Here is an 11742-nt window from a genome sequence, read left to right on the forward strand (position 1 = left end):
CGATTGTGTTGATGCCTGCTTCCTGATAGGGGAAGCCAAAGGGACCAATCCAACCGGGGCAATCATAATGAGCGAACAAGCCACTGAAGAAGCGTTTCCGACGACCGGCAGCGCCTCTGGCCAGCTGTTTTCAGACCTGAATGCGGGCTTCGCCTTTTTCCTCGATTGCGTGGTCAACCTGTTCGTGCTTTCGGGCATCCTGCTCGGCGCTTTCGGCATGCCGACGGAAGTGGTGTTCGGCAAGATCATCCCCGGCGCCATTGTCGGCATCGTGGCGGGCAATGCGCTTTTCATCTGGCAGGCCAAACGGACCTCGAAAGCGACAGGCAACCCGGCACTGACAAGCATTCCCTTGGGCATCGACCTGCCGACCATCTTCGGCATGTGCTTCTTCATCGTCGGCCCTGCCTATGTTGCGAACGTTGACGCCATGGGCAGCCTGCCGGCTGCAGAGCATGCCTGGCAGATCGGCATGGCGGCCGCTTTCTGGATGGCGATCATCAAGTTCATCCTGTCCTTCTTCGGCCGTGCCATGCAGACCCAGATGCCGCAGATGGCACTGGTGGGCGCGATGGCCGGTATCGCCACCGTGTGGCTTGGTGCCGAAGCGCTTCTCGGCGTGTTCGCCCTGCCGGAAGTCAGTCTTGTTTCCATGATGATCATGGCCTTCGCGCTGATCGCCGGGCACCGCCTGCCTTTCTCGATGCCGGGGGCGGTGATCGCCATCGTCGTCGGGACGCTTCTTTATTATGTGCTGGCCTTTGCGGGCGCCGGGAACGGTTATGTGGTGCGCGAAGCACCCGAGCTGATCCCCGCGATCCCGACCTTCACCATTGCCGGCATCACGGCCATGTCGGGCGAGATCACCAACAGCCTTGGTATCGTCTTCCCCTTCGCCTTGCTGATTGCGGCGTCTGCCGTGAATATCGTGGCGGGGGCGCGCATTGTGGGCGACCATTTCGACCCGCGTCAGGTGGTGCAGATCGATGCCACCGCCACCTTCATCAGCGCCATTTTCGGCGGCATCGTGCAGACAACCCCGTACTTCGGTCACACGACCTACAAGCGGATGGGGGCGCGTACCGGCTATGCCATCGGTGCGGTCAGCCTGATCGCCATCGGCGGGCTCGGCGGTGTGATCGCCTTTGCCTCGCAGATGATCCCCGAAGGTGTGCTGAAGCCGATCCTTGTGGTGGTGGCGAGCGATATCCTGCGCCTCGCTTTCGCCGGTGGCGACGCCCGCCATGCACCGGCGCTTCTGTTCGCCATGGTGCCGGGAATTCTCAATTATGCCTTCTCGAAAGTGTCGGACCTTTATGGCCGGATCGGCGAAGCCGTGCAGCAGTCGCTCGGCACCGACTGGCAGAACAGCTATCTGCTCCTTGGGGCCATGTCGCGGGGCTATATCCTCACGAGCCTCATCTGGGGTGCCATGCTGGTGTGGATCATCGACCGTTCGATGAAGCGCGCGGCCTTCGCCGCCATTGCGGCTGCCGTTTTTACGCTTTTCGGGGTGATCCATTCCGTGCTGCCGTCCTCGGGCATGTATCTGCCGTGGGCGATGCCCGCGATGGACGGTTTCGCGAGTGTGCTACCCTATCGGCTGGCGGCGGGCTATCTGATCACCGCGATCATGCTGTTCCTGTTCTCGCTGGACCGCGAAAAGCCCAAGGCCTGAGACTTTATTAACAAGGCGGGAGAAACCCCATGACCTCGCCCCAGTATGTGAATGTCGGCACGGACTTTCATGCCGACTGGCTGGACGACATCCGCGTCAACAAAAGCGCCGTCGAGCGCCGCGTCGCCGCGCTCGACGGCGCGCGGCCGGTGAGTGGCGAGGCGCTGGTCGCCTTTCTCGTCAAGGCTATCAGCTGTATCGACCTCACGACCCTTGCCGGCGACGATACGCCGGGCCGGGTGGAACGCCTGTGTGCCAAGGCCCGGAACCCGGTGCGCCGGGATGTTCTCGCGGCTTTCGATGTGGCGGACATCGGCCTCACCACCGGTGCTGTGTGCGTTTATCATGGCATGATTGAAACGGCGGTGAAGGCACTTGAAGGAACCGGTATCCCGGTGGCTGCGGTTTCGACGGGGTTTCCGGCAGGCCTTACCCCCTTCGAAACGCGGGTCGAGGAAATCCGCCGCTCGGTGGCGGCAGGGGCGGCCGAGATCGATATCGTCGTCACCCGCGCCCATGTGCTGACTGGCAACTGGCCGGCCCTTTATGATGAAGTGAAAGCCTTCAAGGAAGCATGCGGCCCAGCCCATATGAAAGCGATCCTTTCAACGGGCGAGCATGGAAACCTGACCGAAGTCGCCAAGGCCTCGATGGTCGCCATGATGGCCGGCGCCGATTTCATCAAGACGTCAACCGGTATGGAAGCGGTGAATGCCACGCTCCCTGTTTCGCTTGTGATGGTGCGGATGATCCGTGACTTTGGCGAACGTACCGGCATCAAGGTCGGCTACAAGCCTGCGGGCGGCATAAGGAAGGCGGCGGAGGCCGTACGCTATCTGGTGCTGATGAAGGAAGAACTGGGCCGTGACTGGCTTGAGCCCGGCTTGTTCCGGTTCGGGGCTTCGGCGCTGCTTGGCGATATTGAACGCCAGCTTGAAACATTGGCGACGGGTATCCCCTCCGCCCCGTGGCGCCATGCGATGGCCTGAGGAGACTGGGCGATGAGTGTGAAGGACAAGCTGCAGACCATGGACTATGAAGTCTCGCTCGAAAGCCGGGCGGCGGCGGACGCCTGGCTTGATGGCCACAAGCGCCGCTTTGGTCATTTCATCGGCGGCAAGTGGGTGAAGCCGGCGAAGGCGCAGATGCTGCCGAGCTTCGCGCCCGCCACCGGCGAAGTACTGGCCGAGATTGCGGTGGGCACCAAAGCTGAGGTCACTGCGGCCACCAAAGCCGCCCGCGCCGCGCAGAAGGATTGGGCGAAGACAAGCGGGCACAAACGCGCCGCCTATCTCCGTGCCCTTGCCCGGCTCATCGAAAAGCACGCGGGTGTGCTCGCTGTCCTCGAAGCGCTTGATAATGGCAAGCCGATCCGCGAGACGACCAATGTTGATATTCCGGCATCCGTCCAGCATTTCGATCATCATGCCGGCTGGGCCGAGCTGATCGAGGCCGAGTTTCCGGGTCACGAGCCCGTCGGGGTCGCCGGGCAGATCATCCCTTGGAATTTCCCGCTGCTGATGGTGGCCTGGAAGGTGGCGCCGGCACTTGCCGCCGGCAATACTATTGTCCTGAAGCCTGCCGAGTTCACGTCGCTCACTGCCCTCTATTTCGCCGAACTGGTGATCGCCGCAGGCCTGCCGGACGGGGTGGTGAATATCGTGACAGGACCGGGTGAAACCGGGGCGCTTTTGGTGGATGCCGATGTCGACAAGATCGCTTTCACGGGTTCGACCGAGGTCGGCAAACTGATCCGCCGCCGGATTGCGGGCACCGGCAAACATCTCACGCTGGAGCTGGGCGGCAAGTCACCTTTCATCGTGTTCGATGACGCGGACCTTGACGCTGCGGCAGACGGGCTTGCCGATGCCATCTGGTTCAATCAGGGCGAAAGCTGTTGTGCGGGGTCGCGCCTTCTGGTGCAGGAAGGCATTGCCGGGCGCTTACTTGAAAAAGTGAAGGCGCGGATGGCGGCGATCCGCATCGGGCACTCACTCGACAAGACCGTTGACATGGGGGCGATTGTCGATCCCGTCCAGCTTGAGCGTATCAAGCGGATGGTGGCCGAGGGTACGACAGACGGTGCCAAGGTCTGGCATGCACCCTGCGTCCTGCCTGCCGAGGGTTGCTATTATACCCCAACGCTTGTGACCGAGGCGGGGACGGCCAATATCCTGATGCAGGAAGAAGTGTTCGGGCCTGTCCTCAGTGTCCTCACTTTCCGCACGCAGAAGGAAGCCGTGGCGCTGGCCAACAACAGCCGTTACGGGCTTGCCGCCAGCGTATGGTCCGAGACCGTCTCCCGTGCGCTTGAGGTGGCGGCGGCATTGAAGGCCGGGGCGGTGTGGGTGAACGGCGCCAGCATGTTCGATGCATCGGTCGGCTTTGGTGGCATGCGCGAATCCGGTTTCGGGCGCGAAGGCGGTCGCGAGGGGATGACGGCCTATCTGGTGCCCAAAGCCGAGCGCAAGTTGAAGGATTTGAAGGCTGAGGCCGCACCCATAGGCGGCAACGCCAAGGATATTGATGCTGCGGTCGAGGCGGCAGCGGGCGCACAGGCGGCATGGGCAGTCAAAGCCGCTGCCGAGCGCGGTACCGTACTGCGCCGTATTGCCGAAACGCTTGAGGCCCGCGCGGATGACTTTGCCCGCAAGCTGGAAGCCGCCGGGGAGAGTCGCAAGGCGGCGAAGGCCGAGGTGGCGACCGCGATCCGGCGCCTGTTCACCGCCGCGGCGCTCGCCGACAAGTTTGATGGTGTGGTGCACACGGCCCCCTTGCGCGGTGTTGCCTTTGCCATGAACGAGCCCTTCGGCGTGCTGGGGATTGCTTGCCCGCCGGAAGCCTTGCTCATCGCACCCGTCACGCTCACCGCCCACGCGCTTGCAGCCGGGAACGCCGTTGTGCTGGTACCGGGAGCGGTGCTGGCGGGTGATATGAAAGCGCTGTTTGCCGGCCTGCCTGTCAATGTTGTGACGGGTAATCCTGCCGCCAACGCCTTGTTGCTGGCACGCCATGCTATGGTCGATGCGCTCTGGTCTTTCGCGGGTGACAGGGCAGCGCAGGAAGCAGCAGCCGCCGACAATATGAAACGCACCTGGGCGGGTATGACCAAGGCGTGGGACTGGAAGAATGGCTCACTGACAAGCGGCAAGGCCTTGATGGAACGCGCCACCGAGGTCAAGAATATATGGGTGCCGTGGGGTGACCAGAATTAGCGGGTAACCAGAACTAGCGGGTTTCGAGTGACGAGGAAGGAGCGGAGATGAACAGACGGGTCTTGCTGATCGGCGGAACGGCTTACGCCCCCGCGCTCACGGCGGTGGAAGCCAAGCGCAAGACGCTCGTCGCCACTGTGCCCGACATGGTCTCAGCGCGGGATATCATCTCCACCGAGACGTTCGATTTCATTGTTGCGGACCTTGATACGCCCGGCGTGGAGGTCGATTCCGTCATCCGGCTCGCCGCTGCCGCGCCGCTTTGTGCCGGGGTGCTGATCTTTGGGGACATGAACACGGCCCGTGCGCGTGCGGCGCGCGATCTGGCCACCGCGCTCAGCGTCAATCTTGTCGGCATTCTCGTGAGCCCCATCCGGGCGAGCGATATCGCGCGGCTTCTGGAAGGCGTCAGCCTGACCGAGGAACCCGAACGGGCAGGGAGTGCGGCGATCCTTTCAGAAGCGGAATTTCTGCGCGGGCTGATGACGGACGGGCTCGTGGCCGCCTACCAGCCGAAGGTCGACTTGAAAACCGGGCGGATCGTGGGGGCTGAGGCCTTCGCCCGCTGGCGGGGGCCTTCGGGCGGCATTCTGGGGGCAGGCGCAGTGCTGCGGCTTGCCCGTCAGCGCGGCTATATGGATGTGCTGGCGCACCGGATGCTGGAGCTTGTTGTTGCCGAGCTTGGCCTGTGGGTGCAGATGGGAATGGAATTGAAAGTTTCGGTCAATGTATCGACCGAAAACCTGCGCCGCAGCGACTTTGTGGATGTGGTGACAAACCTCGCTGCCGTTCACAAGGTGCCGCCGCACCTGATCCAGCTGGAGATCACCGAAAGCGAGATCAACTGGGATGACTCGCCGCTCAAGGATTCCATGCAGCGCCTGAACGGCCGGGGCTTCCCGCTGGCGCTGGATGACTTTGGCACTGGCCTCGCCTCGCTCATGAAGCTTTCCGAAGTGAAGTTCGAGGAAATCGTGGTGGACCGCCGCTTCACCCGCACGGCGGTGGATGAAGGCCCGGCGCGCACCGTGCTGGAAGGTGCCATCGGTGTGATCCACAAGCTCGGCCTCGTTTGCACCTGCGAGGGGATCGAGGACGCGGCCACGCGCGATCTGGTGGCGGGGCTCGGCGCCGATGTCGGGCAGGGCTTCCTCCTTGGACAGCCGATGGTCGGCACCGAGTTTCTGGAACTCCTTGACCGTCAGTAGTCGCTGAAATCTGCCATTGTTCCTGTTTTGTTCTTATGCTATATAAAAAGGCATGAGACAGAGCATGGCCATATCCGGCGATCCGACTGTCCGCGCAGAGATGTTGCGGGGGCGTGGTGCTGTGAGCAACCGCTCCGGCCGGTTCGAGCGCTTCGCGAAAAGCATTGCGGATGATGGCTGGGGGCCGGTCAGGGCCGACCTTGAAGCGCTGGAAGAACAGCCAAAACTTCGGACCGAGGTCACGGACGAGCACCCCAGACATATCATCACGAAGAATGCCTCGCCGGACATTCCTTTTGACCGGTCGATCAACCCTTATCGGGGGTGCGAGCATGGCTGTGTTTATTGTTTTGCGCGACCGACCCACACCTATCATGGCCTGTCGGCCGGCCTCGATTTCGAGACAAAGCTGTTCGCCAAGCCCGATGCTGCCGACCTCCTGAAAGCAGAACTTGCGAAGAAAGGCTATGAGCCCGCGCCCATCGCGATGGGGACGAACACCGACCCCTATCAGCCGATCGAGCGGGAGCGGGGTATCACCCGCGCGCTTCTGGAGGTGCTCGACAAAGCCAGTCATCCGGTCACCATCGTTACCAAATCCCGCCTTGTGGTGCGCGATATCGATCTCCTGTCGCGCATGGCGGAACGCAATCTGGTGAAAGTGGCGCTGTCGGTCACAACCCTCGACCCGAAGCTTGCCCGCACGCTGGAGCCCCGTGCCGCGACGCCGCAGCGCCGGCTGGATGCGATCAGGCTGCTCACTGATGCCGGCGTGCCCACGGGCGTGATGATGGCGCCGGTGATCCCGGCCATTAACGATCACGAGATGGAACGGGTGTTGGCCGCCGCTGCCCATGCGGGGGCGCGTGCGGCTGGTTATATCCTTGTGCGGCTGCCGCTCGAGGTCGCCGGGCTTTTCGAGGAATGGCTGGAAGCCAACTATCCGGATCGCAAGGACAGGGTGCTGTCGCGCCTTGCAGCCATGCGGGGCGGGCGGCTCAATGACCCGCGTTTCGGCAACCGCATGAAGGGCGAGGGGCTGGAGGCCGAACTGTTGCGCCAGCGTTTCGCGCTGATGTGCAAGCGTTTCGGCTATAACAAGGATCGCATCCGGCTGGATACGAGTGCCTTCGAGCCGCCCCTCAAACCGGCGAGGGGCGGCCAGATGGATCTTTTCGGTTAGACCAGTTCGCCAAGCTTGGCCTTGTCGAACGCGGCGAGGCTGTCATAGGCGCCTTCACGTACTGTTTTCGCCCAGTCCGGGTTGGCGATAAGGGCGCGGCCGACAGCGACGAGATCGAACTCGTTGTGCGCCAGCCGGTCCATCAGTTTGTCGAGGCTGGCAGGTGCCGCATTCGCAAAGCCCTTGGCGTTTTCATCGATGAAGCCCCCATCAAGACCGACGCTACCGACGGTGATCGTCGGCTTGCCGGTGATCTTCTTGGTCCAGCCGGCGAGGTTGAGGTCGCTGCCTTCAAACTCCGGCTCCCAGAAGCGGCGGGTGGAGCAGTGGAAGATATCGACGCCTGCGTCGGTGAGCGGGGCGAGGAAGGCTTCGAGCTCCGCGGGCGTCACCACGAGGCGGGCGGCATAATCCTGCTGTTTCCACTGCGACCAGCGCAGGATGATCGGGAAATCGGCACCAACGCGGGCGCGGATGGCCTTCACGATCTCGGCCGCGAAACGGGTGCGGGCTACATAGTCGCCGCCCCATTTGTCGGTACGTTCGTTAAGGTCGCCCCAGAAGAACTGATCGACAAGATAGCCGTGCGCGCCGTGGATCTCGACAGCGTCAAAGCCGATGCGCTTGGCGTCTTCCGCCCCTTGCGCGAAGGCGTTGATCACGTCTTCGATATCCTGCTCGGTCATCTCGTGGCAGCGCTTCTTGCCCTTTGCCACCATGCCAGAAGGGCCGTAGCCCGGTACGGTCGGATCGGGTTCGATCCCTTCCTTGCGTACCGATCCCACATGCCAGAGCTGAGGGGCGATCTTGCCGCCCGCGGCGTGCACGGCGTCCACCACCTTCTTCCAGCCGGCGAGGGCCTTGTCGCCATAGATGAAGGGCACGTTCGGGTAGCCGCTCGCCGCCGGATGGCCAATACAGGTACCTTCTGTGATGATAAGGCCAACATCGCCCTTTGCGCGGCGCTCGTAATAGGCCACGTTCATATCGTTCGGCACGTTGCCCGGCGAATAGGTGCGGGTCATCGGCGCCATCACCACGCGGTTCTTCAGTTCCAGCTTTTCGCTTTTGAACGGGGTGAAAAGGGCGTCGGTTGAATGGGTCATAAGATTTCCGATCTTCACAAATGCGTCAGCGGCCGGGCCAGCCTTCAGGCCAACCGTTGTCCAACCGGCCGCGGGGAGCTAGGTTGAAAGACATATCACCAAGGGAGAATTGGGCCATGTTCAGGAAATGTCTAGGGGTAGCTGTCGCATTTGTGATCGCGGGCGCTGCCATCGCTGCGGAAAAGACCGCGTGGGACTTCACGCTGACCTCCATCGACTATACCGACATGCCGATGGAAGCTTACAAGGGCAAGGCGGTGCTGGTGGTGAACACCGCATCCTATTGCGGCTTCACCCCGCAGTATGAAGGCCTGCAGAAGCTTTATGACGAATACAAGGACAAGGGCCTTGTGGTGCTGGGTGTGCCCGCCAACGATTTCGGCGATCAGGAGCCGGGCTCGGAGCGCAACATCAAGAATTTCTGCAAGGTGAATTTTGCGGTCAATTTCCCGATGACCAAAAAGATGGTCGTCAATGGTTCGGAAGGCACCGCCGACTTCTATAACTGGATGGCCGAGGAGCAGGGCGAGGAAAGCCGCCCCAAATGGAACTTCCACAAATATCTGATCGGCCGCGATGGCCACACGGTTGCATGGTTCGGCAGCAAGGTGGAACCGGATAGCGCCGAGCTTAAGGCGGCGGTGGAAAAAGCGCTGAACTAGGCGCGCTGCAACCAGTTGTCGGCCGGGTAGTGCGCTGCCCCGTCGACCACATGAACGGTATAGGCGTGCCGCGAGCGGGGCGAAAGATTTGGCCCCGAAAGGTGCGGCAGAAGCCCGTGAAGCACAATGAGGGTCCCTTTCGGCACAGCGAGGGGGACCTTTTTTTCTTCCTCGAACGGCGTGGCATCCAGCGTTTCAGTATAGGTGCCGGTGTCGCCGGTGCGACGGAAGCGTTCCTTCGGTGCATCGCCCACATGCGCGCCGGGGATAGCCCACATGCAGCCGTTTTCTTCTGTGGCATCCTCGACCGCCAGCCAGAAGCCGAGCACGCTTTGCGGTTCGGTCCAGAGGTAAGTGGCATCCTGGTGGCACACCACCTCGCCGCCGATTTCCGGCTGTTTGAAGATATACATCGACTGCACCGGATCAGGCTGTACGTGGCCAAGCGCCTTCGCGAGCCCCATCATCTTTTCGCTGTTCGAAAAGGCGCTGAAAACGGGATCAAGCGTGTGGAGCGCATGGCCCACCTTGTTGATAGCCACATTCAGCGGGCGGGTGAGATTGCCTTGGGTATCAAGCGCCCCGGCTTCGAAGAAAAAGCGAATGTCGGTGGCGCTATCGAGGAAATAGCGGTCCCGAGAGGGCTCGTCCGCTGTCGCCGAAAAGACCGTGCGGTGGGCATCGGGGTCGAAGCCCGTGGTGATTTCCGCCATCCGCGTCTTCATGGCATCGCACTCGGCCACGCTTGCATAATTTTCCAGCACCAGCACACCGTCGCGCGCGAAAGCGGCGATCATCTCAGGCGTGGCGGCGGCAAAATTGCGGGCGTCGAAGCGGGGCAGGGTCATGGTCGTGTCTCCTATCGCCCGAGAAGAAGCACGCGGCGCGAAATCCGTCAAGCGAAGGGCTTGATCTTGTCTCCCATTCAGCCTACTCGGAGAGGAGAACAAAAGGGGAGCATCGATGAGCATCACGGAACTACTGCCGATTGTCACGGGCGGGCTTGTTGTCCTTCTGCTGCTCCTTCTTGTTACCGTGATCCGCAAGCTTTCAAGCCTTGGCGAACAGGTGGCCGATGCGGGTGACCCGGCGGCGCTGATCCGGCTGGATACGCGGCTCACCGATATGGGCGTGCAGGCCGACCGGCGCGAAGCGGCGATCCGCGATGAATTCCGCGCCAACCGCGATGAAATCTCGAAAGCCGTCGCCAATCTTGCCGAGCAGATCCGCCGCATGGGGGCGGAGGCCAATCAGGCGCAAACCGATTTTCGCGACAAGCTGGATCAAAAGATGGCCGAGCTTCGCGCGGAGAACAGCGCCAAGCTTGAGGAAATGCGCAAGACGGTCGACGAAAAGCTGCAGACAACGCTGGAGCGCCGCCTTTCGGAAAGCTTCAAGACAGTGTCCGAGCGGCTGGAGGCCGTGCATGCGGGCCTTGGCGAGATGCAGAAGCTGGCGACCGGGGTGGGCGACCTGAAGCGGGTACTGACCAACGTCAAATCCCGCGGCACGTTCGGCGAGGTGCAGCTGGAGCTGCTGATCCATGATTTCCTGACGCCGGACCAGTTTCTGGCGAATTTCGATTGCGGCAAGCGCTCGGGTGGGGAGCGGGTGGAGTTCGGCATCAAGGTGCCGGGCACGGCGCAGGATGTGTTCCTGCCGGTGGATGCCAAATTCCCGACCGAGGATTACGAACGCCTTCTGGCTGCCGTCGAGATCGGCGACAAGGATGCGATTGATGTGGCAGGCACCGCTATCGAGCGGGCCATCCGCCGCTTCGCCAAGGATATTTCGGACAAATATATCAACCCGCCCCACACGACCGACTGGGCGATCCTGTTTGTGCCGACCGAAGGGCTTTATGCCGAAGTGTTGCGCCGCCCCGGCCTTTTCGAGGCCCTGCAGCGCGACCTGAAAGTGACGGTCGCGGGCCCCACCAACTTCCAGGTGCTCCTCTCTACCTTCCGCATGCAGTTCAAACAGGTGGCACTGGCCGAGCGTGCGAGCGAAGTGTGGCAGGTGCTGGGCGCGGTGAAGGGCGAGTTCGACCGTTACGGCGAGCAGGTGGGGTCGCTCGCCAAAAGTCTCTCAACCGCACAGAACCATGTTGAGAAACTGGATGTACGGCGGCGCCAGATGCTTCGCGCGCTCAAGAGCGTCGAAACGCTTGATGAAAGTCAGACAACGGCCCTTCTCGGCAGCCATGACGAAAGTGAATAGCTGCTATGCAGGCCCAATTGCGATAAAGCGTGCGATTTTTGCGGTGGGGCTTCTTGAAGACAAATGAAGCCTGCCATATATAGGCTGTGTACCGAGTACAAACGAGTACAAAAGGGCCACCAAATAAAAACGGCCCATATAACGACGACAGCAACAGTGAAGGTGACCAGACCCAAAACGGGCGGTCCTTCCATATACAGCGAGGATATAAACATGTTTACCGAACTTATGACCGTTTCGAGACCGTCGAGCACCCGTACTGCCCCGAGCAGTGTGCCGATGATGGATGTGCGTGTTGCACGCCGCCGCCGCCGCAATGTGCGGATGGCGCGGATCGCCGCCTGAACCATTCATTCGAACGTGACGGGCTTCTGCCCCTAGCCCCCTGAACTGAGGAAAGTCCGTCAACGTCGAAGGCCGGTTCCGGCTGCGGGATGTCTTTGCCAAGGCAGCGTCCCCCATAGCCTTCG

At 61.8% G+C, this 11742-nt stretch carries 10 protein-coding genes; 8 read left to right on the forward strand and 2 right to left on the reverse strand.

What is annotated here, in order from left to right; translation table 11 throughout:
* Positions 1-67 precede the first annotated feature (67 nt).
* The 5 genes from OU694_RS02260 to OU694_RS02280 all read left to right on the forward strand — a co-directional run bounded on the left by OU694_RS02260 (position 68) and on the right by OU694_RS02280 (position 7284).
* Positions 68-1678, forward strand: a complete 1611-nt coding sequence (locus OU694_RS02260) for a SulP family inorganic anion transporter (RefSeq protein ID WP_308909387.1) — start codon at positions 68-70, stop codon at positions 1676-1678.
* Positions 1679-1707: 29 nt separating this feature from the next.
* A complete protein-coding gene (gene deoC, locus OU694_RS02265) occupies positions 1708-2667 on the forward strand; it encodes a deoxyribose-phosphate aldolase (protein ID WP_308909388.1) in 960 nt (319 codons plus the stop codon).
* A 12-nt stretch (positions 2668-2679) separates the two neighbouring features.
* Entirely contained in the window at positions 2680-4893 is a 2214-nt protein-coding gene (locus tag OU694_RS02270) for an aldehyde dehydrogenase family protein (RefSeq protein WP_308909389.1), read from the forward strand.
* 47 nt (positions 4894-4940) lie between these two features.
* Entirely contained in the window at positions 4941-6101 is a 1161-nt protein-coding gene (locus tag OU694_RS02275; RefSeq protein ID WP_308909390.1) for an EAL domain-containing protein, read from the forward strand.
* A gap of 64 nt (positions 6102-6165) precedes the next feature.
* The gene (locus OU694_RS02280; protein ID WP_308909391.1) at positions 6166-7284 is read left to right on the forward strand and encodes a PA0069 family radical SAM protein; all 1119 of its coding nucleotides are present in this window, start codon (positions 6166-6168) and stop codon (positions 7282-7284) included.
* Here OU694_RS02280 and OU694_RS02285 read toward each other — a convergent pair.
* Complete coding sequence (locus tag OU694_RS02285) at positions 7281-8390, reverse strand: NADH:flavin oxidoreductase (RefSeq protein WP_308909392.1); 1110 nt, start codon at positions 8388-8390, stop codon at positions 7281-7283. The two genes, OU694_RS02280 and OU694_RS02285, sit on opposite strands and share 4 nt — an antisense overlap.
* 116 nt (positions 8391-8506) lie before the next feature.
* Between OU694_RS02285 and OU694_RS02290 the strand changes: the two genes are divergently transcribed.
* A complete protein-coding gene (locus OU694_RS02290; protein WP_308909393.1) occupies positions 8507-9052 on the forward strand; it encodes a glutathione peroxidase in 546 nt (181 codons plus the stop codon).
* Here the strand turns inward: OU694_RS02290 and OU694_RS02295 are convergent.
* Entirely contained in the window at positions 9049-9900 is an 852-nt protein-coding gene (locus OU694_RS02295; protein WP_308909394.1) for a phytanoyl-CoA dioxygenase family protein, read from the reverse strand. The two genes, OU694_RS02290 and OU694_RS02295, sit on opposite strands and share 4 nt — an antisense overlap.
* A 115-nt stretch (positions 9901-10015) precedes the next feature.
* On the opposite strand from OU694_RS02295, the gene OU694_RS02300 reads away from it, so the two are divergent.
* Together OU694_RS02300 and OU694_RS02305 are read left to right on the forward strand one after the other, a co-directional pair.
* Positions 10016-11272 (forward strand): DNA recombination protein RmuC, encoded by a 1257-nt coding sequence (locus OU694_RS02300; RefSeq protein ID WP_308909395.1) that lies wholly within the window; start codon positions 10016-10018, stop codon positions 11270-11272.
* Between the two features lie 213 nt (positions 11273-11485).
* Complete coding sequence (locus OU694_RS02305; protein ID WP_308909396.1) at positions 11486-11617, forward strand: hypothetical protein; 132 nt, start codon at positions 11486-11488, stop codon at positions 11615-11617.
* Positions 11618-11742 lie beyond the last annotated feature (125 nt).

It is taken from the genome of Pseudokordiimonas caeni (assembly GCF_026719705.1).
Lineage (GTDB): Bacteria > Pseudomonadota > Alphaproteobacteria > Sphingomonadales > Kordiimonadaceae > Gimibacter > Gimibacter caeni.

Coding starts and splice junctions, on each gene's coding strand:
- OU694_RS02275 (WP_308909390.1), top strand. CDS start 4,941: ATGAACAGACGGGTCTTGCTGATCGGCGGAACGGCTTACGCCCCCGCG.
- OU694_RS02305 (WP_308909396.1), top strand. CDS start 11,486: ATGTTTACCGAACTTATGACCGTTTCGAGACCGTCGAGCACCCGTACT.
- OU694_RS02270 (WP_308909389.1), top strand. CDS start 2,680: ATGAGTGTGAAGGACAAGCTGCAGACCATGGACTATGAAGTCTCGCTC.
- OU694_RS02285 (WP_308909392.1), bottom strand. CDS start 8,390: ATGACCCATTCAACCGACGCCCTTTTCACCCCGTTCAAAAGCGAAAAG.
- OU694_RS02295 (WP_308909394.1), bottom strand. CDS start 9,900: ATGACCCTGCCCCGCTTCGACGCCCGCAATTTTGCCGCCGCCACGCCT.
- OU694_RS02290 (WP_308909393.1), top strand. CDS start 8,507: ATGTTCAGGAAATGTCTAGGGGTAGCTGTCGCATTTGTGATCGCGGGC.
- OU694_RS02260 (WP_308909387.1), top strand. CDS start 68: ATGAGCGAACAAGCCACTGAAGAAGCGTTTCCGACGACCGGCAGCGCC.
- OU694_RS02300 (WP_308909395.1), top strand. CDS start 10,016: ATGAGCATCACGGAACTACTGCCGATTGTCACGGGCGGGCTTGTTGTC.
- deoC (WP_308909388.1), top strand. CDS start 1,708: ATGACCTCGCCCCAGTATGTGAATGTCGGCACGGACTTTCATGCCGAC.
- OU694_RS02280 (WP_308909391.1), top strand. CDS start 6,166: ATGGCCATATCCGGCGATCCGACTGTCCGCGCAGAGATGTTGCGGGGG.